This window comes from Bilifractor sp. HCP3S3_D3 (genome assembly GCF_052063915.1).
Lineage (GTDB): Bacteria > Bacillota > Clostridia > Lachnospirales > Lachnospiraceae > Bilifractor.
Genome location: NZ_JBQHWP010000008.1, coordinates 104,362 through 128,807, shown reverse-complemented (window position 1 = coordinate 128,807; position 24,446 = coordinate 104,362). Strand labels below are relative to the sequence as shown.

The window sequence follows — 24,446 nt, the reverse complement described above, 5'->3', positions numbered from 1 at the left end:
ACCGTTATTTATGAATGGACTTCAGGATCCCGTGTGATTCCGAGCGCCTGAAGAACTGCCTCCTGCTTCTGCTCCATCACTGCGGCTTCCTCCGGGACCATGTGATCATATCCGAGAAGATGCAGCATGCTGTGAGCAATCAGGAAGGAAATCTCCCGTTTCAGTGAATGCCCGTATTCCTTCGCCTGTTCATCTGCTCTTTCCACCGAAATTACAATATCCCCGAGAAGAAGCTCTCCGGTCTCCGGGTTGAAGGATCCCGCGGCAGTCTCATCATCCTCGAGACAGCTGTAATTCGCGGGGCTCTCCCAGTCCGTCATAGGAAAAGACAGGACGTCGGTCGCGCGGTCAATCTGCCGGAACTCCCGGTTCAGGCGGTGAATCTCATCATTGTCCACAAAAGTCAGGTTTACCTCCGCCTCGTACGGACAATTCTCGGAAGCAAGAACCTGCCGGATGACCTGCCTGGCGGTTTCCTCGCAGTCAGATGGAAGCTCATGATTCTGCTCATTTTCTAGATTTAATGTCATAATCTGCACCTCTGAAACTCCTGCTGTCGATGAACAGCAGCTTTCTATTTCCGTGAAGAAGGCCGTACCTGTCTGGATCCATGGGTATCCCTGCGGGATCTGGCCGTATCTTTTTTCTCGTACTTTTCGTAGGCTTCTACGATCTTCTGTACCAGCGGATGACGGACGACATCTCGGCTGGTAAGTTCACAGAAGGAAATTCCCTCAACTTTACGGAGAACCTTTGCGGCAACATCGAGTCCGGAGGTTACGCCGGCGGCGAGATCCTTCTGGGTCATATCACCGGTGATGACGACCTTTGACCCGAAACCGATTCGCGTCAGGAACATCTTCATCTGCGCGGGGGTGGTATTCTGCGCTTCATCGAGAATGATGTAGGCGTCATCCAGTGTGCGGCCTCGCATATAGGCAAGGGGAGCCACCTCGATCAGGCCCTTCTCCATATTCTTCTGAAAGCTCTCGGCTCCCATGATCTGATAGAGAGCATCATAGAGAGGACGCAGATATGGGTCAATCTTACTCTGCAGGTCGCCCGGAAGAAAACCGAGCTTCTCACCCGCTTCGATAGCGGGACGGGTCAGGATAATCCTGCTCACCTCGTCGTTTCGAAAGGCAGTGATCGCCATCGCCATGGCCAAATAAGTTTTTCCTGTGCCGGCCGGGCCGATGCCGAAGGTGATCATGTGATTCCGGATGGCGTCCACGTATTGCTTCTGACCGACAGTCTTTGGCTTCACTGCCCTGCCGTTTATTGTGTGGCAGATCAGATCACTGTCCAGTTCCAGAACATCGGATTCTCTGGATTCCATCGCCATCGACAGCATGTAATTGATGTTCTGTTCCGTGATTTCGTTGCCGCGCGTGGAAAGCTCGATCAGATCCTCCAGCATGCGGCGGGCCGCCGCCACGTTTGAGGCGGGACCGACGATCTTCAGGGACCCGTCTCTGGACAGAAGAGTCACCCCAAGAGTTCGTTCTATTTTCTTTACATTCTGATCGAATTCCCCGTATACATTCTTCTCATGTTCTGCGGGAATTTCCAATTGTTCCTCAATAACTGCCAATTTATCATCCTCAGCTTAAATGTATGATGGTGTCCCTGCTTACAGGGCGTGTACGTTTCTGTAGAATCTTCCGGCGGAATGACTCTCTGGTGACAGAGAGAAGATACCGGCGGAAAAATCTCCTTCTGACAGAGAAAAATTTCCGGCGGAGTGACTCTCTGGTGACAGAGAGAAGATACCGGCGGAAAGACCTCCTTATGACAGAGAAAGCATCTCAGCGGTAAAAAATGAGAGAAAACCACAGCTGTGTGTGTTCATCGATATAGTACTCCATGCCGCAGGACTCGGCAAGCTTTGCAACGACGATGCCGTGGCCTTCAATGCAGGGATGCATACGGTCGGGAAAACGGCATGGCTTCTCCGGATAGGTGCATTCCTGGCAGATGCCGCAGGAATCCCCGGAGAGGCGGTAGGTCTCCAGACCGGCTTTCCGCATTCTCTGCTCTACAAGACCGGTCGTCTGCTCATGGGAACGCTTCGTCTGAAAAGACTCTGTGAGGTTCATGCTGTCCCGGACCTCGTGTACGGTGGAGAAGAAAAAAGCTCCCCGGTAAGCCATGCATCTTTCCCGGCATTCCGGAACGGTGCCAACCGCCGGCGGACAGGACCAGCTGCTTCCATATCGCTTGCATTCCAGCCGGCAGACCGTCCGAACCTTCTCGGTAAAAGGAATCTGTTCCGGTGTCAGGAAACCGTATTCAAACACGGGAAGATCCTGAATCAAAGTTTCTATATGACTTTTAATATTTTCAAAATCTGTCATGGTATTTACAGCCTGCCCTTCCGGAGCTGATGCGCACACCGGCTGGTATATATGTCAACAGCGTGATTGCCGTTTATTCTGCAGCCTGCCCTTCCGAAGCTGATACAAGCACTGAACTCACTTGTGATACGGCTCATGATGCAGAATGCGGAAACTGCGATAAATCTGCTCCAGGAGAATCATGCGCATCAGTTGATGCGGAAAGGTCATTTTCGAGAAGCTGAGCTTCCGGTCCGCTCTTTGCAGGACCTGCGGGGAGAGGCCCAGCGAGCCGCCAATCACAAATACTATATGACTAATTCCACGTACGGTCAATGAAGAAATCCGTTCAGAAAGCTCAACAGAATCCAGCATCTCCCCGTCGATGGCAAGCGCGATCACAAAGGCATTGTCCGGGATGAGCTTCAGGAGACGGTCTCCCTCCTTTTCCCGGATCGCGTCCTCTTCCGCCACGGATGCGCCTTCGGGAGTTTTCTCATCCGCAGCTTCCAGGATCTGAAGCGTGCAGTAGCGGCTGAGCCGCTTGCTGTACTCGTCGATCCCTGCCTTCAGATATTTTTCCTTGATTTTTCCGACACAGGCAATTGTAATTTTCATATTGATTGTGTTCCTGAATAATTTGTCTTTAAATCGCGGCAGATCAACGAGGCCGGTCATCTGCAGGATTCCGGATGAAAAGGAAAAAATTACAGTGCCGGAAGTCCTGCGAACAGAGAACGTTTTCCAGAAGAAACGAAAACATCCCGGAGTTCTCCGGGATGTTTCGAAACGAGATAAAACGCGCTTCGCGGACGTTGTCTCGTTATCGCGACGATCGCGTAAATCAAAATCACTTTGCGGATTTGGATCTGATGAATTCGTCAATTCCCTTCGCGGCCGCTTTACCTGCGCCCATGGCCAGGATTACGGTCGCCGCGCCGGTAACCGCGTCGCCGCCGGCAAATACGCCTTCCTTGGTCGTCTGACCGTTCTCCTCGCTTGCAATGATACATTTTCTCTTGTTCACGTCGAGTCCGACTGTGGTAGAGGAAATCAGAGGATTCGGAGATGTTCCAAGGGACATGATGACGGTATCACAGTCCATGTTGAACTCAGAACCCGGGATCTCAACCGGGCGGCGTCTGCCGGACGCATCCGGCTCACCGAGCTCCATGCGGATGCATCGGATGGATTTCACCCAGCCGGTCTTCTCATCCGCGATGATTTCCACCGGATTTGTCAGAAGATCAAAGATAATGCCCTCTTCCTTCGCATGATGAACTTCCTCGCGACGTGCCGGAAGCTCCTCCTCGGAACGGCGGTATACAATGTGTACCTCGGCACCGAGACGCAGTGCGGTTCTGGCAGCATCCATGGCAACATTTCCTCCGCCGACAACGACTACCTTTTTGCCCCTGTGGATCGGAGTGTAGTAATCGTCACGATAAGCCTTCATGAGGTTATTCCGGGTGAGATACTCGTTTGCGGAGAATACGCCGAGTGCGGTTTCACCCGGGATATTCATGAAACGCGGAAGTCCTGCGCCGGAACCAATAAATACAGCCTCAAAGCCATCTTCACCGAGAAGCTCGTCGACCTTCTCGGATTTGCCGATAACGACATTTGTATCGATCTTAACGCCGAGACTCTTTACATTCTCGACTTCCTTCTCAACGACCTTGTCCTTGGGAAGACGGAATTCCGGGATTCCATAGGCAAGAACGCCGCCGGCCTTATGAAGCGCCTCAAAGATCGTGACATCATAGCCGAGCTTTGCGAGATCTCCTGCACAGGTCAGACCCGAAGGACCGGCTCCGATAATCGCAACCTTGTGGCCGTTCTTCTCCTTTGCGGGAGTCGGCTTGATTCCGTTCTCTTTTGCCCAGTCCGCCGTAAATCTCTCGAGCTTTCCGATGGAGACCGCCTCACCCTTGATTCCGCGGATACATCTCTCCTCACACTGTGTCTCCTGAGGACATACACGTCCGCAGACAGCCGGAAGAGAACTGGATTCACTGATGACATCATAGGCGTGCCGGAAGTCACCGTCCTTTACGCCGCTGATAAATGCCGGAATATTAATATGGACGGGGCAGCCTTCTACACATCTGGGCTTCTTGCAATTCAGGCATCTGGTGGCCTCAGCCATCGCCTCTTCCTGATTATATCCAAGGCAGACCTCATCGAAGTTAGTGGCACGAACCTTGGGATCCTGCTCTCTGACAGGAACTTTCTTCAGCATATCAACTTCCATCACTTGTCACCTCCGCACATTCCGCAGCCGCCGTGATGGGTATCACCCTCCTGAGCCTTCAGGATCGCACGGCCTTCCTCTGTCTGATACATTCTGTTTCTCTGCATAGCCTGATCAAAATCAATGAGATGACCGTCAAACTCCGGTCCGTCTACACACGCGAATTTGACCTCTCCGCCGACCATGACACGGCAGGCGCCGCACATGCCGGTTCCGTCGACCATGATCGGATTCATGCTGACTACTGTGTGGATGCCGAATTCCTTCGTCAGCTTGCATACGAACTTCATCATGATCATCGGTCCGATTGCAACGCACCAGTCGTAGTGCTTGCCCTCTTTTTCGATCAGATCCTGAAGACATACGGTGACCATACCCTTGCGCTGATAGGAACCATCGTCTGTGGTGATGTAAAGGTTGCATACGGATTTGAATTCATCCTCAAGGATGACAAGATCTTTATTCTTGGCGCCGATAATGACATCTGCGGTCACGCCGTGCTCATGGAGCCATTTAACCTGCGGATATACCGGTGCGGTGCCGACACCGCCGGCGATGAAGACAATGCTTCTCTTCTTGAGCTCTTCAATCGGCGTGTCGATCAGATCGGACGGACGTCCGAGCGGTCCGACAAAATCCTCGAAGGAATCGCCTGCTGTAAGCTCGGCCATTCTCCGTGTGGAATTTCCGATTGGCTGGAATACGATAGTAATCGTTCCGTTTTCCCGGTCGTAATCACAGATAGTCAGAGGAATACGCTCTCCTACTTCATCAACCTTGGCAATGATGAACTGCCCGGGCTGACAATGCTTTGCTACCATTGGCGCCTTAACTACCATACGGTAGATATTTGCGGCCAGGTTGTCTGCAGACAAAATCTTATACATGTTGTCCTCCTGATATAAAAATATATTCGCGCAATTCAAGTATATCATGATTCTTCATATACAATGATATCGTGACCACGCATCCTCACGGAAAACAGAAGCCTTCCGTAATGATCGGTATTAGATCATCTGGATCGGGATGCATCCGGAACGCCGCCGAAATGCATCAGAAGCAGATATCTGTAATAGTTTACCATAAATCAGAAACTTTGTGAGGCTTTTTTCGCAATTTGCAATGTACTTTATCACAAATGTATTGTTGTTCATGCATTCGCACAGCCTGACCGGTTTCGTTCGAGTACTCTTCGGCAGAATTATTACATGCCTTCCTGCACTTTTCCTGACTCGTTCAGTTTGAGTTCTCTTCGGCAGCTTTATCGCTCTCCTTTCCGGTACTTTCAGAACCGGTCTGTTCCCTGTTCTCCGAGTTTGCGGAAGAGGTTGATGAAGAAGCTTCCGGAGTCGGCGTGGCAGTCGGTGTCGGTGTTGCCGCCTCCGTTGGTGTCGGTGTGGCTACCGTCTCCGAATTATAGGCATTCACCGGGTTGTAGGTGTTGCTTGCCTCCTGTGTCGGTGTGGCAGTCGGTGTCGGCGTTGCTGTCGGGGTAACAACTGAGTAAATATAGGTTGCGGATGCCACCTTTCCGAGTTTTCCGTCCTTGCTGCACAGCACCGCGTAGAAGATATGTTCCCCCTGACGCATACTCACTGGTTTGGTATACTTGTTGCTGCTTTTGGTCGGTGTCTGGTCAAAGGCATAGTAACATGTATAACCATCCGGAACCGTAACCGTAATATGGGTGACATCAGTGTCTGTGTCATTGCCGGAGGAAGACGAAACCGATTCAGAACTGCTGCTCTTCCCCTTCACGTGCGTGTAGGTGCCAGATTCCGGTGTTATTTTTGGAGCGGAAGGAGTATCGAGCTCAATGCTGAATTCCTGACTGGAAGTCTCACTGGTGAGCCCCTTGTCTGTGACAACGATTGCCTTGACCGTTGTGGTTCCCTCCTTCAGTTTAAAGGAACCGGTATACTTTGAAGAGGAAAGATCCGGTGTGGAATCATCCGTTGTGTAGTAGATGGTTCCGCTGTCAGAGGACTCGATCGTTATGGTCTGGACAGCATCGTAAGTGCCGCCTTCAGGGGTGATGGTGGGCGCCTTCGGGAGGTAATTCTCATATTTCGCCAGTACCTTCTTGTTTTTGCAGTTCTTCAGCAGGGTGCGTATCGCGTCCGAGTTCCTGTCGGCGGTATATAATTTGATCAGAAGATCATATGCCCTGGTATAGTCGCCGTTTCCGGCAATCAGCTTTTCCAGAACAGACTCTGCGTCACTGTTTTTCTTCAAGGCAGCATAGATTTCTGCCTCCAGATAAAGCCCGTCGTCATTGTCAGCGTCGATTTTCAGAGCCTTTGTGATATAGGACAGGGCATCGTCATAATCGCCGATTTCATAGGAGCTCTGCGCTTTTTCATACTGATAGGCAAAGGACCCATGCTGTTTGCGGAGATGAAGCGATACCGATGTTATGATGACAGCGGCAGCAGCCGCGGCAATCAGCACAATCAGCAGGAGGATCTTGCGGCGGATCTGCTGCTTCCGTTTTTCGATCGCCTGTTCCCGTTCCATCTCTTCACGGCGTCTCTGTGCTTCATCCTCTTTTCTTTTTTTGTCTTCCTGAATCTTGCTTTCAATCGTGACATAGTCAGGCACGAGCTGTACCTCGTGTCCGCATACGGGGCAGATCAGTTCATCATCCGGAAATTGCGCGCCACAGTTTGTGCAAGTCCTCATTGATCAATTCTCCTCCAGGTAATTCTCAAATTGTTCCATCGACATCAAGACTTTGCGTGGTTTTGTTCCTTCTTCTTCTCCGACGACACCGGCATCACAGAGCTGATCCATGATCCTGGCAGCGCGGTTGAATCCGATCCGGAATGCCCGCTGAAGCATACCGATCGAAGCTTTATCCTTTTCAATAATCAGTTTTCCGGCATCCGTGAAATAGGAATCCGTGTCCATCGCGTCTCCGCTTGGACTGACAGATCCGGCGGCGTTTTTGTCGATTGCCTCCTGAATCTGCATCATGTTCTCCTGTGTAAAGTGCAGGACCTTGTGGTTCTCCTTTAAATAATTGACTACGTTTGCGATCTCTTCATCCGTCAGAAAAGCGCCCTGAATACGGGCGGGCTTCTGGTAGCCCTGCGGGTAAAAGAGCATATCACCCTTACCGAGAAGCTTCTCCGCACCATTCATGTCAATGATTGTTCGTGAATCAACACCCGAGGTTACGGAAAGAGCAATTCTCGAAGGCATATTTGCCTTGATTAGTCCGGTAATGACATTGACGGAAGGACGCTGGGTCGCGATGATCAGATGAATGCCACAGGCACGGGCAAGCTGAGCCAGCCGGCAGATCGCGTCCTCCACCTCATTCTGCGCGACCATCATAAGGTCCGCAAGCTCATCCACGACGATTACGATACGGAACATCTTCTTCGGCTTTTTACCGTTTTCATCCGGCGGCATCGCATCTACCTTTTCGTTGTAGCCTCTCAGATCGCGCACGCCCATCTCCGCGAATTTCTGGTAGCGGTCGGTCATCTCCGAGACGGCCCAGTTCAGAGCGCCCGCAGCCTTCTTCGGGTCTGTGACGACCGGGATCAGCAGATGCGGTATCCCGTTATATACGGAAAGCTCAACAACCTTCGGATCAATCATGATGAATTTCACCTCATCCGGTCTGGATTTGTAGAGGATACTCATGATGAAGGTGTTGATGCAAACCGATTTTCCGGAACCGGTGGCTCCGGCGATCAGCAGATGCGGCATCTTCGCGATGTCGGCGATCACCGGCTGTCCGGCGATGTCTTTTCCGACACAGATCGCGAGCTTTGATTTCGCCTTCCGGAAAGCCTCGGATTCCAGAAGCTCCCGCATGCTTACTGTGGTATTTGTCTTGTTCGGGACTTCGATCCCGATCGCGGCCTTGCCGGGAATCGGGGCTTCAATCCGCACATCGGTGGCGGCCAGGTTCAGCTTGATATCGTCCTGAAGACTCAGGATCTTGCTGACCTTTACGCCCATCTGCGGGGTCAGCTCATACTGTGTAACGGTCGGGCCGCAGCTGATGTGGTTGATGGTGACTTCCACGCCGAAATTATGAAGCGTCTGCTGGAGCTTTGCGGCTGTCGCCTTAAGATGCTCGTTCGAGTCGCCTCTCTGATTGGGCTTCGGGGGATTGAGCAGATCAATCGGGGGAAAAACATATTCCTCCGCGATCTCTTCGTCCTGTTCCGGGACCTGGATTTCTTCTGCGCCGCCTGCGGATGCCCTTGCCTTTCGGCCGCCCTTCTCTGGAGAAGTATTTATCTCTTTCGGATCTGCGTGTTCTTCCGGATTTACGTGCTCCTTCAGAACGCCGTTTCCCTTCGGATCCGTCTTCTGCCCTGTCTGTCCCTTTCCGTTTTCAGCAGAAGCGGTATCAACAGCCATGCCGCGTGATGGTCTGCCCGCGGCTTCATCGAAATGGTTTTCCTGACCGGCAGATGGCAGAAGAGACTCTCCTGCCGGTGCGGAGGAAGCTTGTATTCTGCCTGTTCCATTGCTGATGATGTCATCCGGAATTGCCTCAGGTGTAATCAGAAAATCATCTTCCAGGTTATCTTCGTCTTCAATGATCTCCCCGGTCTCAGGATCAAAGGAATGGTCCGGTTTATACCTGTTCTTGCTGCTTTTATTGGTATTGTCATCTGTTTTACGGATGGCCTTGTTATTGGTTTTGCTGTCTCCACTGCCGGTATTGCTGCTGTCCGGCGTCTGAGCGGTCTGCAGTTCCGAGATGATCGGCGCAAGAGAAGCCGCGTCAATGGTTGTCTTTGATACGGGCGCAGACAGCTTCGCAGCGGAATTCGGATCTCTGTCAGGATGCGGAATCGTCTGAGGCTCGACACGGCGGGCCATACGGGTTGTCTCCTCGGCCGCAGCCTGCCGTTCTCTGGTCTTCATGCGAAGCGCCGCCTCCCGCTCCTTTTTCGCGATCGCCGCATCTCTTCTTTCCTGACGGATCAGCCGGCGCTCTTCTCTCTCCTGTTCACGAATGTCGCGGGTGTCATAGAGATAATCGCTGCGGTCACGTATGAGCGAAAAAAGAGATTTCTGCGTAAGAAGAAGCGCAAAGATTACCAGCGCCAGGATCACAATGACATAGGCACCGATCATACCGAAGCCTTTTCCGAACAGCAGAACCAGTATTCCTCCGATGATTCCGCCTCCGGTGTGGTATCTTGAACACTCGCGGAAGATCTGCGCGGGTCCGGCGCTCTTCTCATATCCGCTGAGGATCAGCTGCGCAAAAGCACAGATAAAGATATACAGTCCCGACAGCGAGGTTACCCTTCGCGTGACATCCGGAGAAGCTGAGTTTGCCATCAGGAAAATCACCAGATAGAGAAGCAGAAAAGGAAAAATATATGCAGTGATTCCAAAAAGGCCGAATGCCAGCGATGCCAGAGCGGATCCGACCGGACCGGCGAGACCGATACAGGAAAGAAACAGAAGAATGCTGATGCCGAGAGTCAGGAGAATCCCGACGTCACGTCTGATTTCTGTTTCACGCTTCGCTTTGGCTTTCGTGGAATAACCGGATGTCCGGTATTGTGATGCGGACCCGCCGGATGTTCTTCCGGAGGAACGCCGTCTGGAGGAACCCGTTCCTGAAGTGCCCTTTCCAGAGGAACTTCTTCCGTATGCGCTCCCTCCGGATGATCTGCCCGACGAAGCGGAAGTCCTGGATGATTTCAGCTTCCCCGTCGCTGAAGTCTTCCGGACTCTGCTTTTTGCGGAAACGCCGGACGCGGTTTCCTGTCTCCCCTTACTACGTGCCAATGATTACACTCCTCTTATCCTTTGTCTCAGTGCAGGTATGCAATGATGGATAATACGCCTGCCGCCAGACAATAAACTGCAAAAAAACGATTTAAATTTCTGTTCAATAACCGGATTGTATAACGGAGTACCAGGTATCCGACCGCTGCAGCGACAAGTATCCCTGCGATACACGGTCCAATGCCGACGGTCTTCCCGACAGATACCGGCGACGGCCCCTCAAGAATCAGTCCGCCCAGAATCGACGGAATGCTGATCAACATGGCATACCGGATCGTGTATTTTCTGGAAAAACCAGCGAGACTGCATCCTGCCATGATCATGCCGATTCTGGACACCCCGGGAACCGCTGAAATTCCCTGGAATGCGCCGATGATTAAGGCGTCAGAATACTTCGTGCCTTTCGGTTTCTTCTTCCGGTCGTCCGAGAACGAGGATACCATCAGCATCAGTGCGGTAACCATAAATCCCATGGCGGTGATCAGAAGATTCCGGGCGCCGATTTCGGCGAAACGACGAAGAATCAGGGCGATCAGAAATGTCGGAATCATGGAAACCGCCATATACACCACAAGTCTGCGGTAAGCGGATTTCAGCATCGGACGGTATTCTCCATCCTCCGGATGTCCGAAGTTTTGCGCATAGGTGATCAGATTGAATATGCCGTCCCGGATGAGACCGGTGAGCGCGTTCCACAGACGGAGAAGATCATCCTTCAGAACGAGGCATACCGCTGCCAGAGTTCCGATATGCATCAGCGTCAGAAACTTCAGCGAAAGCCCGGTGCTGATTCCCATAAAACTGCCGGCCAGCACCAGATGTCCGGAGCTGCTGACAGGAAGAAAGGATGCAATACCCTGTATGCACCCCAGAATCATCGCCTGTAGAATAGACATCGTTTACTCCTTATTTGTTCAGAGTTATAAGAAACCGGTCCGAAAAAATCTGCAGGTCGGGACCGGTTTGTGATCATATCAGTTCAATTACTCCTCGTCGAGCTCACCGTCGAGGTTGGTGTACACATTCTGAACGTCATCGCTTTCATCCAGAAGATCCAGAATCCTCTGAAGCATCTTGCGGTCATTCTCATCCGTCAGCGCGGTCTTTGTCTGCGGAAGCATGACGACATCCGCCTCAGACATGACAATGCCCTTCTTCTCGAGAGCTTCCCGAACCGCAGAGAAATCATTCGGAGCAGTCAGGATCTCATAGTAATCTTCCTCTTCATTGAAATCTTCCGCGCCGCAGTCAAGAGCAAGCATCATGAGATCATCTGCGGAACCATCATAATCCTCTTTGCTGACGATGATCTGTCCCTTCTCATCAAACATAAAGGAAACACATCCGGGTGTTCCGACATTTCCGTTTCCCTTTGAAAATGCGCTTCTGACATCTGCTGCCGTGCGGTTCTTGTTGTCTGTAAGTGTCTGGACGATTACGGCAACTCCGCCGGGGCCGTAGCCTTCATAGGTGATGTGCTCATAGTTGTCCGCGTTCGCGGCACCTGCAGCCTTTTCAATACCGCGCTTAATGGTATCGTTCGGCATGTTGTTGGCCTTGGCTTTTGCGATTACATCACGAAGCTTGCTGTTGTTGTCCGGATCCGGTCCGCCCTCTTTCACGGCAATCACGATTTCACGGCCGATGATGGTAAAAATCTTGCCCTTAGCCGCGTCGTTCTTCTCCTTCTTGTGCTTGATGTTCGCAAACTTTGAATGTCCTGACATAAAATTTCACTCCTCATTAAATTGTAAATAGTATATGAATTCAGCGCCGTATACGGTAACCGGCCATGCTGTATACAACACCACAAGCTGTATGCAGAGTCCGGCGGTTTTCATAACTCGCGCTAATTTTAACATTACTTTAAAAATATATCACTGAATGGATGGATCGTCAACCGGCTGCAAAGAGAGTCAAATCGGCTCAACGCAAATACAAAGAGAGTCAAAGCGGCTGCAAAAAGAGTCAAAGCAGCAAAGAAGCAGAAAATTTCAGAGTTCTGTCTCCCTTTGAGGTGACAGCGGAAAAGGCGCGGCGCCGGTTCATCAGAGAAATTCGTGGATGAATTCGAGGATGTTTCCGGCAGTTGCGGAGGCCTCTGAATATTTCTCGGATGCCCGCTCTCCGCATTTTCCGTGAATGTAGACTCCGAGTGCGGCAGCGACACCGGTATAATCTCCGTGCTGCGCGGTCAGACCGGCGATGATTCCGGTCAGGACATCTCCGCTCCCGGCTGTGGATAGTGCGCTGTTGCCGGACCGGTTCAGGAAGCAGCTGCCATTCGGGAGCGCTGTGACCGTTGCGGCGTCTTTCAGAACCACCGTGTTGCGGACCTCCTCGGCAGCATGCCTTGCGATGCTGACGGCAGATGACTTGATATCTGAGGGAGCGATGCCGGTCAGACGGCTCATCTCACCAACGTGTGGTGTGAAAACGGAGGGAAAACGGATTTCCCGAAGGAGGTCGCTGTGCGCCGCAATGAGATTCAGCGCATCAGCGTCAAAAACTGCAGGTATTTTTCTTTCCTGATTCAGACGAAGGAATTCCCGCATAAGAGAAAGCGCCGTATCGCCGGTTCCAAGTCCTGGACCGATCAGTACAGTATCCGCCCATTTCATATCCGCTGCAAGCTGTGGAAAGTCTTTTGCGCCATCCCGGTATGTGGAAATGAGAGCTTCCGGGAACAGTGCGCAGATTGGTGTGCGGTTATTTTCTTCTGTGAAGATTTTCACCATTCCGACACCGGTCAGAAGTGCGGCCTTTGCGGAAAGATATGCCGCCCCGCAGATATTCCGCGATCCGGCGATGACGAGAATCTTCCGGAAGGTTCCCTTGTTGCCCGATTCATCACGCTTCGGGAGATATTCAAGATCACTGTGTTCGATGGTATACAGATGGCAGGCCTTCGTGATTTCTCTGGTAAGCGGAATTCCGATCTGCTTCACTTTGACCTTCCCGGCACAGGCTGCTCCTGGATAGATGTAGAGACCTGCCTTTCCGGTTGTGAACGTGACAGTGAGATCCGCACGGACAGCTGTCCCCATGATCACGCCGGAGTCGGTGTTGACACCGGACGGCATATCGACAGCGGCGACAGGAAGCTCGGAATGATTGATTCGGTCAATAAGTTCGGCATATATTCCGGTGATGTCCCGTTTCAGCCCGATCCCGAAAAGAGCGTCTATAATAAGAGAATAATCCTCCGGATGGAAATCCTCCAGTTCCGCGCCCGGTGTGCTGCGGGCGCGGATGACCGGGATCGGAAAACCCTCGATGATATGAAGCTGCTGTTTCAGCTGGTCACTGAATTTTTCCTCCGGTCCGGCAAGAAAAACCGTGCAGCTGTATCCTTCCTCGCAGAGAACGCGGGCCACAGCGACTCCGTCTCCGCCATTGTTTCCCGTTCCGCAGACGACGAGGATCCGATCCATGTCATACTGCCGTTTTTCAATTTCTGATGCACAGGCAAGTGCCGCCCGCTCCATGAGGACCATGGAAGGCATTCCAGCCGCGACAGCGCTTCGATCCGCGTCCTGATGCTGCCTTGCACTCAAGATCAGTTTCATTCTGTATCCTCCCTTTCTGCTGAAGAACAGCGCAATTCATGAGATCCGATAAACGTTCTCTTCACTGCTCCAATTCATGAGATCCGATAAACGTTCTCTTCTCTGCTCCAATTGATGAGATCCGATAACAATTTTCTTTTCCGTTCCAAAAAGAGCCCCCATCTACGCGAGGGGCTCTTATATCGTCTTGTATCGGCAGGTGTCTACTTCTCTTCGAGTGTCTTGAGGTTGTAGGACAGCCGCATCAGACTTTCGGACAGATGAACATTCTGAACAGCCACATTCTTCGGTACCACAAGGTTCAGATCGGTGTGCGCAAAATTCCAGATGGCGTGAATGCCGTTTTCGATCAGCATCTTGCTTACCTCAATGGCGTATTCCTTTGGGAGAGTCAGCGTCGCGATTTCGACATCATTCTCCCGGAGAAAGGATGGAATCTCGTCCGTCATACGGATTGGAACACCCCGGATGACCTTGCCCTTTAATTCGGGATTATTGTCGAAAAGTCCGATGATACGGAAACTGTTCTTCTCAAAGTTCGTATAATTCGCGAGAGCCTGTCCCAGATGTCCGACACCGATAATGATAATATTGTGTATGCGGTCCAGTCCGAGAATTTTGGCGATCTCCTCTCGAAGATACTGCACATTATAACCGTAGCCCTGCTGCCCGAAACCGCCGAAATTATTCAGATCCTGCCGGATCTGAGAGGCGGTCACCTTCATCTGCTGACTGAGTTCACCGGAAGAAATCCGCTCAACGCCGGCCTCCTGAAGTTCACCGAGATACCGGTAATAACGGGGCAGCCTCTTGATAACGGCTTTCGAAATTTCTTTCTGACTCATAATAAGAAAACCTCCTTGAAGCTACTACCATTATATGTAATTGTCTAATTTTTGTCAAAGTATTTCTCTTTTTCCCGGTGCCCTTGCTTTGTTGTTTTTTTTCGGTATAATTGGAAGGTAAATGCTCCGCCAGAGAAGCGGCGGGACGCAAACAGGAAAAGCTACGAATGTGTGAGGTGGACAGATATGATTCTCTCCTGTCAGAATATCAGCAAGACATTTGGATCAGAGGAAATCCTGAAGGATATTTCCTTTCATATTGAAGAAAGGGACAAGGCCGCTCTGATCGGCGTGAACGGAGCGGGCAAATCGACGCTCCTCCGGATCATTACCGGAGCTCTCAGCCCGGATACCGGAGAAGTCACCGTCACACACGGCAAGACCATGGGATATCTGGCACAGTACCAGGACATGGAATCCGATGAGACGATCTATCAGGAGGTCCGGAAGGCAAAGCAGGATATCCTCGATATGGAGCAGCGTCTGCGGGAAATGGAGCGCCGGATGGACACGGTCACGGGCGAAGAGGCCGTTTCGCTGATGAACCGCTATACAGAGCTGATGCATGAGTTTGAGCTCCAGAACGGATATGCGGCGGAGAGCGAGATCACAGGCGTCCTGAAGGGACTCGGATTTGAGGAAAAAGATTTTGACCGCCGTCTGCGCTCCCTCTCCGGCGGCCAGAAGACACGGGTCGTTCTGGGAAAGCTCCTGCTGACAAAGCCGGATATCCTGCTTCTCGATGAGCCGACCAACCACCTGGATCTCTCCTCCATCGAGTGGCTGGAGAATTTTCTTATCAATTATCCGGGAACTGTGCTCATTGTCTCTCATGACCGGTATTTCCTGAACCGCATCGTCACGCGGGTTATCGAGATCGAAAACGGAAGATCCATGAGCTTCGAGGGAAACTACAACGAATACAGCCGGAAGAAATCAATCGTGCGCAAGGCACAGTACAACGCATGGGCGAAGCAGCAGGCAGAAATCCGTCATCAGGAAGCGGTCATCACCAAGCTGAAGCAGTTTAACCGGGAGAAGTCAATCAAGCGCGCGGAATCCAGAGAAAAAATGCTCGATAAAATGGAGGTTCTGGAGAAGCCGCAGGAAGTCAGCGCGGATATGCGCATTGAGCTGAAGCCGAGGACGGAAAGCGGCAAGGATGTGCTCACCGTGGCCGGTCTGTCCAAGGCATTCCCGGGGCTTCTTCTCTTCCGTAATCAGTCCTTTGAGATCAAGCGTGGAGAGCGGGTCGCGATCATCGGTGACAACGGAACCGGAAAGTCCACCATACTGAAAATGATCAACGGTCTTCTGACGCCGGATGAGGGAAAAATCGTCCTCGGTTCCAAGGTCCATATCGGGTACTACGATCAGGAGCAGCAGCTGCTTGACCCGGAGAAAACAATCTTTCAGCAGATCGCCGACGACTATCCTACGCTGACCGAAACAGAGATCCGGAATGTTCTCGCTGCCTTTCTGTTTACCGGCGATGATGTATACAAAAAGATCTCTTCCATCAGCGGCGGCGAGCGCGGGCGTGTATCCCTGGCAAGACTGATGCTCTCGGAGGCAAATTTTCTGATCCTTGACGAGCCGACGAACCACCTGGACATCATCTCCAAGGAGATTCTGGAAGATGCCTTGAATGAGTATACCGGAACGGTGCTTTATGTGAGCCACGACCGTTATTTTATCAATCAGACGGCGACCCGCATTCTGGAGCTGACCAATCACACTCTGGTCAACTATATCGGCAACTACGATTATTACATGGAGAAAAAAGAAGAGCTGACGCGTGCCTATGCCTCCTCTCCCGCGTCTGACGGCGCGGGCGGAAAAGGCCCCGGCGGCGCAGGAACAGCTTCCCTCTCCTCTTCCGGCTCCGAATCAGGAGACTCCGGATCAGCGCCGGCCGGACAGACTGCCGCAGATGGAATTCCTGCGGCAGCCACGGATTCCTCCGGCTCCGGAAAACTGGACTGGAAAGCGCAGAAGGAGGAACAGGCGAGACTTCGGAAAAAGGAAAACCGGATCCGTAAAATTGAAGAGGAAATCGAGAAACTGGAGGCGAGGAACAAAGAGATCGACGAAGAATTTCTGAAACCGGAGACCGGAACGGACCTGCAGAAATGCCAGGAGCTCGCGAAGGAACAGAACGCGAACAACGACAGGCTTCAGGAACTCTATGAAGACTGGGAGACAGCTTCCGACGAGGAATGACCGGAATGAATTCTATAATGGCCCGAATGAAAAGATGATTGTGGAATACAGGAACAGCCGCTGTTCAGAACTCTGCACAGCGGCTGTTCCTGTTTCCGTGTAAGTATTTACAGCATGGAGTCCAGTGTGTCGCGGATGGCGAGGATGAAATCCTCGGAATTCAGCGTCTTCACATTCGGAAGTGTTGTGATTCTCGCGAGATCTCCGGTCATTTTTCCGGACTCAATGGTGGTGATGGTTGCCTTCTCAAGCTTATTCGCGAAATCGACAAGCTCCGGGAGCTTGTCCAGCTCTCCCCGTTTGCGAAGAGCGCCGCTCCATGCGAAAATAGTGGCCACAGAGTTCGTCGAAGTCTCCTCGCCGCGCAGATGCTTGTAATAATGTCTCTGAACGGTTCCGTGAGCAGCCTCGTACTCAAAATATCCGTGCGGGGATACCAGAACAGAGGTCATCATCGCGAGGGAACCGAAGGCGGAGGACAGCATATCACTCATGACATCTCCGTCGTAGTTTTTGCAGGCCCAGATGAATCCGCCCTCCGATTTCATGATCCGGGCAACCGCGTCATCGATCAATGTATAGAAGTAGGTGATGCCGCAGGACTCAAATTTTTCCTTGTAGTCGTTGTCATAGATCTCCTGGAAGATATCCTTGAAGCGGTGATCATAGGTCTTGGAAATCGTGTCCTTTGTGGCAAACCAGAGATCTTCCTTTCTGGAGAGCGCAAAATCAAAGCAGCTTCTGGCAAAGCTTGTGATGGAATCATCCAGGTTATGTGTGCCCTGTACGACACCCGGTCCGTCAAACTTGTGAACCAGCTCTGTCTTCGTGATTTCACCGTCGTCGGAGGTATACACCAGTTCAACCTTACCTGCCTTCGGAACACGGATCTCTACGTTGCGGTAGACATCTCCGTAAGCGTGACGGGCGATGGTGATCGGCTTTTTCCAGCAGCGGACTACCGGTTCAATTCCCTTTACGATAATCGGTGTGCGGAACACGGTGCCGTCCAGCATGGCACGGATGGTTCCGTTCGGGCTCTTCCACATCTCCTTGAGATTGTATTCCTTAACGCGCGCGGCATTCGGTGTGATGGTCGCGCACTTTACGGCGACGCCGTATTTTTTTGTCGCCTCGGCGGAATCTCTGGTGACCTGGTCGTTCGTCTCATCGCGGTGCTTCAGCCCGAGGTCATAGTACTCGGTCTTGAGATCAATATACGGAGTGAGCAGATCATCTTTGATCATCTGCCACAGGATCCGGGTCATCTCATCTCCGTCCATTTCAACGAGAGGCGTCTTCATCTGAATTTTTCCCATTATATTGTACCTGCCTTCTATTTCGGATTCTTTCGCGATATTCTGCGGGGTGCATCCTGCGCGTTCCGTTTACACGGCATGTCGCAGGATGCGTATTCTGTGCGTTCCGTTCATGCGGTATCCGGAGAGATGCGTGCGCTGAATCCGGTTTCGCATCCCTCTTGCCTGTGTCTGTCCCGGAATCATCGTCCGTGAAGATTCCTGACGGATCCTTCGTTATTACATGGACTTGATACGATCAATCGCCTCCACGGTCTTCTCATAGGTGCCGAATGCCGTCAGACGGAAGAAGTGTTCGCCGCTCGGACCGAATCCGGAACCTGGTGTTCCGACGACATGAACATCTTCGAGAAGATGATCGAAGAAATCCCAGGAGGTCATGTTGTCCGGTGTCTTAAGCCAGATATACGGAGCGTTCACTCCGCCGTATACAGTGTATCCGGCATCCTTCAGTCCGTCATAGATGACACGGGCGTTCTTCTGATAATAGCTCACCTGCTCGCGGATTTCCTTCTGCCCTTCCGGTGTGAAGACGACTGCGCCCGCCTTCTGAATGATGTAGGGAGCGCCGTTGTACTTGGTGCCGTGGCGTCTTGCCCAGAGATCGTGGAGAGAAACGCCGTCCGCATCACGGAGATCCTTCGGAACAACAGTGAAGCCGAGACGGACACCGGTGAAACCGGCATTTTTGGAGAAGCTGCGGATTTCGATGGCACAGGTCCTCGCTCCGTCACACTCATAGATCGAATGGGGAACATCCTTCTCTGTAATGTATGCCTCATAGGCGGCATCGTAGAGGATGACGGCTCCGATCCGGTTTGCGTAATCCACCCACTCCTGAAGCTGAGCCTTGCTGATGGTCATTCCGGTGGGGTTGTTCGGATAGCAGAGGTAGATGATATCCGGATTTTCCTTCGGAAATTCCGGTGTGAAATTGTTGGCTTCGGTACAGGGCATATAGATGAAATTGGAGTATCTCTGCTCGGAAGGAATCCACTCGCCGGAGCGGCCTGCCATGACGTTGGAATCCACATATACCGGGTAAACCGGATCGCAGACGGCAACCTTCGCGTCCTCACTGAAAATTTCCTGAATGTTGCCGGAATCGCTCTTGGCTCCGTCCGAAACAAAGATTTCATCTGCGCTGATCTCACAGCCTCTTCCCTTGTACTCACCTGCAATGGCGTCCCTGAGGAAAGCATATCCGAGATCCGGAGCGTAACCGTGGAAGGTCTCCTTCCTGCCCATCTCATCTACAGCCTTGTGAAGCTCGTCGATAATGACCGGAGCAAGCGGCTGTGTGACATCGCCGATCCCGAGACGGATGATATTCGCATCCGGGTTGGCCTCGGTATAAGCCGCGACCTTCTTCGCGATGGTGGAAAAAAGATAGCTTCCCTGAAGTCGGAGGTAATTCTGATTTGCTTTAAACATCGGTTATTTCTCCTCTCTGTATTTTAATGCGGCGGCTACAAATCCGCGGAACAGCGGATGCGGGCGGTTTGGACGGCTCTTGAACTCAGGATGTGCCTGGGTTCCGATATAGAACGGATGATCCTCTTTCTTAAGCTCGATCATTTCCACAATGTGGCCGTCCGGTGAAATACCGGAGAGCACCATGCCGGCGTCCGTGAGCGGCTTGCGGTAGTCGTTATTGACCTCATATCTGTGTCTGTGACGCTCGTGAATCAGGCTGGATCCATACAGCTCTCTCGCGATGGTGCCTTCCTTCAGCTCACAGGGGTAGGAACCGAGTCTTAAGGTGCCGCCAAGATCCGTGACATCATTCTGATCGGGCATAAGGGCGATCACCGGATGCATGGTGTCAGGATCAAGTTCAATGCTGTGGGCGTCGTGATATCCGCACATATTCCTTGCGTATTCGATGATTGCAACCTGCATTCCGAGACAGAGACCGAGGTAAGGAATCTTGTGTGTCCGTGCATACTCTGCGGCAGCAATCATTCCGTCAACGCCTCTGCCGCCGAAACCGCCGGGAACAATGACGCCATCTACATCACCAAGAACCTCAGCCACATTATCCCGATTCAGCTTCTCGGAGTCGACCCAGGTCAGATCTACCTCCGCGCTGTTCTTGATTCCGCCGTGCTTTAACGCCTCGACAACGCTCAGATAAGCGTCATGAAGGGCAATGTACTTCCCGACGAGGGCTATGGTGACATGGTGCTTCAGATTCCGGAGGGACTCTACCATATCGGTCCAGTCGGAGAGATCCGGCTCCGGGTCTGAGAGATGCAGACATTCAAGCACAACGTCGGCCAGATTCTCCTTCTCCATGGCAAGCGGCGCCTCATAGAGATATTCCACGTCCAGATTCTGAAGAACATGGCTGCTCGGAACATTACAGAACAGGGCAATCTTGTCCTTGAGCCCCTGACTGAGCGGGTACTCGGAACGGCATACCAGAATATCCGGCATGATTCCGATGCTCTGCAGAGCCTTTACAGAAGTCTGCGTCGGCTTGGTCTTCAGCTCTCCGGAAGCCTTCAGATAAGGAATCAGGGTGACATGGATCATGATGGCGTTTTCATGGCCGATATCATGCTGGAACTGACGGATCGCCTCAAGGAACGGCTGGCTCTCGATATCGCCGACCGTGCCGCCGACCTCGATGATGGCGATCTTCTCTTCATCCTCTGTCTTCGCGCGGTAGAACCGGCTTTTGATCTCATTGGTGATATGAGGAATAACCTGAACTGTACCGCCGCCGTAATCGCCGTGGCGTTCCTTCTGCAGAACGGTGGAATATACCTTACCGGTGGTCACGTTGGAATTGTGATCAAGGTTCTCGTCGATAAAGCGCTCATAATGCCCCAGATCAAGATCGGTTTCTGTTCCGTCGTCGGTGACGAAAACCTCACCGTGCTGGATCGGGTTCATGGTTCCCGGATCCACATTGATGTAGGGATCAAACTTCTGCATGGTGACACTGTAGCCTCTGGCCTTCAGAAGCCTTCCCAGTGAAGCAGCCGTAATTCCCTTTCCAAGGCCGGATACAACGCCGCCGGTTACAAAAACATATTTAACAGACATTCACTCCTCCTCCTGCCGGGCATGCGTGCCGCAGCGTATATATGGTTGCGCCCCTTTCCGCGAAGCCAGAAATATTTATGGCGCCGCCTGCAGCAGGGCTGTTTATTGATCAATTGGACGGTATCAGGCACCTCGCCGATGCTCAGCTGCCTTCAAAGGCATCGCGGATCTCATGGTCCGGAACCTCCATGGGATAGTTGCTGTCAAAACATGCCTTACAGATCGGAAGGTCGCCCACCATGTCCTGAAGCTCGCCGATCTGCATATACCCCAGCGAATCTGCGCCGATGCGCCGGCGGATTTCCTCTGTGGAATTCTGCGAAGCGATCAGCTGCTTGTTGGACGGCACGTCAACACCGAAATAGCAGGGATGAAGAAATGGCGGTGAACTGATCCGCACATGAACCTCCGTCGCTCCGCATTTCTTCATCGTGTGAATCAGATTGGTGATCGTGGTGCCACGGACAATCGAGTCATCTACAAGAACAACTCTCTTTCCCTTAATGACGGACTTTATGACACTCAGTTTGATCTTGACGCTGGATTCACGCTCATCCTGACTGGGCTTGATAAACGTCCGGCCAACATAGCTGTTCTTGTGAAAAGCAATGCCGAACGGTATGCCGGACTCCATCGCGTAGCCCTGTGCGGCTGCCAGTCCGGAATCGGGTACGCCGACAACGATATCTGCGTCTACGGGGTAGGTCTTTGCGAGAGATGCGCCCCCGCGGATTCTCGCGTCATAGACGGCGATGCCGTCAATCTTTGAATCGAGACGGGCAAAATAGATATACTCGAAGATGCAGCGCGCCTGCTTCTCTCTCGGAATGACGCAATCCATGAACTCGGAATGAATCTCTCCGTTCTTATCGATGGTGACGATCTCACCCGGCTTCACGTCGCGGATAAATTCCGCGTCAATGGAATGAAGAGCACAGCTTTCGGAGGCAAGAATGTAAGCCCTGTCTCTCTTTCCGATACACAGCGGACGCAGTCCCCACGGATCCCGGACACCGATCAGCTTGCGCGGGCTCATCATGACGAGTGCGTAAGCGCCTCTGAGCTGTGTCACAGCCCTTTTGACCGCAACCTCAATGCTCGGCGATTTGACCCGCTCCCGGGCAATGCAGTAGGCAATGACCTCGGAATCAATGGTCGTGTGAAAAATCGCGCCGGTGTTCTCCATCTGTTCCCGAAGCTCATAGGCATTGACAAGGTTTCCGTTATGCGCCAGAGCGAGCGAACCCTTGATGTAATTCAGGACAAGCGGCTGTGCGTTGTTCACGTTGAGCGCGCCGGAAGTGGAATAACGGACATGGCCGACACCGATGTTCCCCTTCAGGTTCTGAAGCTCATCCCCCTTAAACACCTCGTTCAGGAGCCCCAGTCCGCGGTAGGAATTCACACGTCCTTTCGGCCCGTTGGTATTGGACACCGCGATGCCGCAGGACTCCTGTCCGCGGTGCTGCAGAGCTTCCAGACCGAAATAGATGGTCCTGCTGACATCTCCGCCGTCCGGATCATAGATTCCGAACACGCCGCACTCCTCTTTTAAGCCTGATTCATAATTTGTCATCAGCTTCCTCCAGTTTCTGCTGTGTGAAAAGTGAATAGCAAAAATAAAACCACTCTATTATACTACATATTCTCTGCGGAGTAATCGCACAAGTTCGCTAAAATGCAAAAATGGATCAACCGAAAGAAAAGCATATTTTACAAACGAAAAACTCACCCTCCGCCGGGGAAGGAAAGATCCCCCGCAGACAGTGAGTCAGAACTTATGGAGCGACTCCCAGACAGGAAAGCGCGAGATTCAAGGATTCTCTCACCGCCTGTCTGCGTACCTCGTTTCTGGATCCTGTGAAATTGTATTTTCTGACCTCGCATCTGCCGTCAAACCAGCAGCCGAGATAGACAAGACCTGCCGGAAATTCCTCTGTTCCACCCGGACCGGCCACACCGGTGGCGGAAAGGCAGAGATCCGCTTTTGCCGTCCTGGCACCGCCCTTTGCCATCTGTCGGCAAACCTGAGGGGAAACTGCCGTGTATTTGCGCAGCGTCTTATTTTTCACTCCCACGAGCTTGTGCTTCGCCTCGTCGCAGTACGTGATAAAAGCCTCCTTCAGTACATCCGATGCGCCGGGCACATCGATGATTCCGGAAGCAATGCCTCCTCCGGTACAGGACTCCACCGTTGTGATCAGAAGCCTGCGCTCCCGGAGAACTGCCACCAGTCTCTCCGCAGCGGAAGAATATCCGGTATCATCCATATTATCTGTGGAAATACTATCTGTATTATCCGTCGAAACAGTGTCTGTATTGTCCATGGAAAGATTATCCGTATTATCCGCGGAAATACTATCTGTATTATCCGTCGAAACATTATCCATACCCCTAGAGGATTTTTTTTTCGCAACAGCATCATCAAGATGATTCATACCGGGATTTCTCAGGCCTCCTCTACAGTCCGCTCTTCTTTCAAAGAGACAGAATAATCTCTCATAAACGACACAGAATGATCTCTTATTAATGACACAGAATTATTTCTGATTGCCGAGTACCGCCTTGTTCTTGATCAGATAATCCAGAAGAGAAATGACAGTGAGCACAGTCGCGATGACAATCAATACGATCTCAAACATTCTCCACGAAGGAATGTTCAGCAGAATCACAATGATCATGACCATCTGTGAGATCGTCTTCGCCTTGCCCCAGTAGCTGGCGGCTATGACAATACCATTGTCCGCGGCGACCAGACGGAAACCGCTGATGATAAACTCCCTTGCGATGATGATGACCACGACAAATGCAGGGATCTCACCGGATCCGGCAAACAGAATAAGAGCCGTGCAGACCAGAAGCTTATCCGCCAGAGGATCCATGAACTTTCCAAAATCCGTGATCAGGTTATATTTTCTGGCAATGTAGCCGTCGGCAGTATCTGTCAGACTGGCCGCGATGAAAATAATCAAAGCGATATATCTGGCCCAGTTCTGAGGAAGATACATAAAGATCACGAAGAAAGGAATCATAACCATCCGAAGACAGGTCAGCTTGTTGGGTAAATTCAT

19 protein-coding genes are annotated in these 24,446 nt (G+C 51.9%); 1 reads left to right on the top strand and 18 read right to left on the bottom strand.

The window, feature by feature from the left end; genetic code table 11:
* Positions 1 to 8: 8 nt before the first annotated feature.
* From ybeY to ACTNDI_RS06625, 12 genes are all read right to left on the bottom strand, one after another.
* Complete coding sequence (ybeY, locus tag ACTNDI_RS06680) at positions 9 to 530, bottom strand: rRNA maturation RNase YbeY (RefSeq protein ID WP_441100099.1); 522 nt, start codon at positions 528 to 530, stop codon at positions 9 to 11.
* Positions 531 to 574: 44 nt separating this feature from the next.
* A complete protein-coding gene (locus ACTNDI_RS06675) occupies positions 575 to 1,594 on the bottom strand; it encodes a PhoH family protein (RefSeq protein ID WP_441100097.1) in 1,020 nt (339 codons plus the stop codon).
* Between the two features lie 214 nt (positions 1,595 to 1,808).
* Positions 1,809 to 2,357 carry a DUF2284 domain-containing protein gene (locus ACTNDI_RS06670; protein ID WP_441100096.1) on the bottom strand — a complete coding sequence of 183 codons (549 nt, stop codon included), beginning with the start codon at positions 2,355 to 2,357 and terminating at the stop codon, positions 1,809 to 1,811.
* 117 nt (positions 2,358 to 2,474) lie between these two features.
* Positions 2,475 to 2,954 (bottom strand): 23S rRNA (pseudouridine(1915)-N(3))-methyltransferase RlmH, encoded by a 480-nt coding sequence (gene rlmH / locus ACTNDI_RS06665; protein WP_441100095.1) that lies wholly within the window; start codon positions 2,952 to 2,954, stop codon positions 2,475 to 2,477.
* A gap of 232 nt (positions 2,955 to 3,186) precedes the next feature.
* Positions 3,187 to 4,590 (bottom strand): NADPH-dependent glutamate synthase, encoded by a 1,404-nt coding sequence (gltA, locus tag ACTNDI_RS06660; RefSeq protein ID WP_441100093.1) that lies wholly within the window; start codon positions 4,588 to 4,590, stop codon positions 3,187 to 3,189.
* Positions 4,590 to 5,477, bottom strand: coding sequence for a sulfide/dihydroorotate dehydrogenase-like FAD/NAD-binding protein (locus ACTNDI_RS06655; RefSeq protein ID WP_441100091.1), 888 nt, complete (start codon positions 5,475 to 5,477; stop codon positions 4,590 to 4,592). The genes gltA and ACTNDI_RS06655 overlap by 1 nt, the downstream gene beginning before the upstream one ends.
* Before the next feature lie 349 nt (positions 5,478 to 5,826).
* On the bottom strand, positions 5,827 to 7,272 hold the full coding sequence (locus tag ACTNDI_RS06650) for an FN3 associated domain-containing protein (RefSeq protein WP_441100089.1): 1,446 nt from the start codon (positions 7,270 to 7,272) through the stop codon (positions 5,827 to 5,829).
* A 3-nt stretch (positions 7,273 to 7,275) separates the two neighbouring features.
* A complete protein-coding gene (locus tag ACTNDI_RS06645; RefSeq protein WP_441100087.1) occupies positions 7,276 to 10,365 on the bottom strand; it encodes a DNA translocase FtsK 4TM domain-containing protein in 3,090 nt (1,029 codons plus the stop codon).
* A 26-nt stretch (positions 10,366 to 10,391) separates the two neighbouring features.
* Positions 10,392 to 11,261, bottom strand: a complete 870-nt coding sequence (locus ACTNDI_RS06640; RefSeq protein ID WP_441100086.1) for an undecaprenyl-diphosphate phosphatase — start codon at positions 11,259 to 11,261, stop codon at positions 10,392 to 10,394.
* An 87-nt stretch (positions 11,262 to 11,348) separates the two neighbouring features.
* Positions 11,349 to 12,092, bottom strand: coding sequence for a YebC/PmpR family DNA-binding transcriptional regulator (locus ACTNDI_RS06635; RefSeq protein WP_441100084.1), 744 nt, complete (start codon positions 12,090 to 12,092; stop codon positions 11,349 to 11,351).
* A gap of 321 nt (positions 12,093 to 12,413) precedes the next feature.
* The gene (locus tag ACTNDI_RS06630) at positions 12,414 to 13,934 is read right to left on the bottom strand and encodes an NAD(P)H-hydrate dehydratase (RefSeq protein WP_441100082.1); all 1,521 of its coding nucleotides are present in this window, start codon (positions 13,932 to 13,934) and stop codon (positions 12,414 to 12,416) included.
* 203 nt (positions 13,935 to 14,137) lie between these two features.
* A complete protein-coding gene (locus tag ACTNDI_RS06625; protein WP_441100081.1) occupies positions 14,138 to 14,779 on the bottom strand; it encodes a redox-sensing transcriptional repressor Rex in 642 nt (213 codons plus the stop codon).
* Between the two features lie 186 nt (positions 14,780 to 14,965).
* Between ACTNDI_RS06625 and ACTNDI_RS06620 the strand changes: the two genes are divergently transcribed.
* A complete protein-coding gene (locus ACTNDI_RS06620; RefSeq protein ID WP_441100079.1) occupies positions 14,966 to 17,002 on the top strand; it encodes an ABC-F family ATP-binding cassette domain-containing protein in 2,037 nt (678 codons plus the stop codon).
* 107 nt (positions 17,003 to 17,109) lie between these two features.
* On the opposite strand, the gene ACTNDI_RS06615 is transcribed toward ACTNDI_RS06620, so the two are convergent.
* The 6 genes from ACTNDI_RS06615 to pgsA all read right to left on the bottom strand — a co-directional run bounded on the left by ACTNDI_RS06615 (position 17,110) and on the right by pgsA (position 24,446).
* Positions 17,110 to 18,321, bottom strand: a complete 1,212-nt coding sequence (locus ACTNDI_RS06615; RefSeq protein WP_441100078.1) for an NADP-dependent isocitrate dehydrogenase — start codon at positions 18,319 to 18,321, stop codon at positions 17,110 to 17,112.
* Between the two features lie 219 nt (positions 18,322 to 18,540).
* Positions 18,541 to 19,755 carry an LL-diaminopimelate aminotransferase gene (locus tag ACTNDI_RS06610; protein ID WP_441100077.1) on the bottom strand — a complete coding sequence of 405 codons (1,215 nt, stop codon included), beginning with the start codon at positions 19,753 to 19,755 and terminating at the stop codon, positions 18,541 to 18,543.
* A 3-nt stretch (positions 19,756 to 19,758) separates the two neighbouring features.
* Entirely contained in the window at positions 19,759 to 21,375 is a 1,617-nt protein-coding gene (locus tag ACTNDI_RS06605) for a CTP synthase (RefSeq protein WP_441100075.1), read from the bottom strand.
* Between the two features lie 142 nt (positions 21,376 to 21,517).
* On the bottom strand, positions 21,518 to 22,951 hold the full coding sequence (gene purF / locus ACTNDI_RS06600; protein ID WP_441100073.1) for an amidophosphoribosyltransferase: 1,434 nt from the start codon (positions 22,949 to 22,951) through the stop codon (positions 21,518 to 21,520).
* Positions 22,952 to 23,153: 202 nt separating this feature from the next.
* Positions 23,154 to 23,813 (bottom strand): CinA family protein, encoded by a 660-nt coding sequence (locus ACTNDI_RS06595; protein WP_441100072.1) that lies wholly within the window; start codon positions 23,811 to 23,813, stop codon positions 23,154 to 23,156.
* A gap of 102 nt (positions 23,814 to 23,915) precedes the next feature.
* Complete coding sequence (gene pgsA, locus ACTNDI_RS06590) at positions 23,916 to 24,446, bottom strand: CDP-diacylglycerol--glycerol-3-phosphate 3-phosphatidyltransferase (protein WP_441100070.1); 531 nt, start codon at positions 24,444 to 24,446, stop codon at positions 23,916 to 23,918.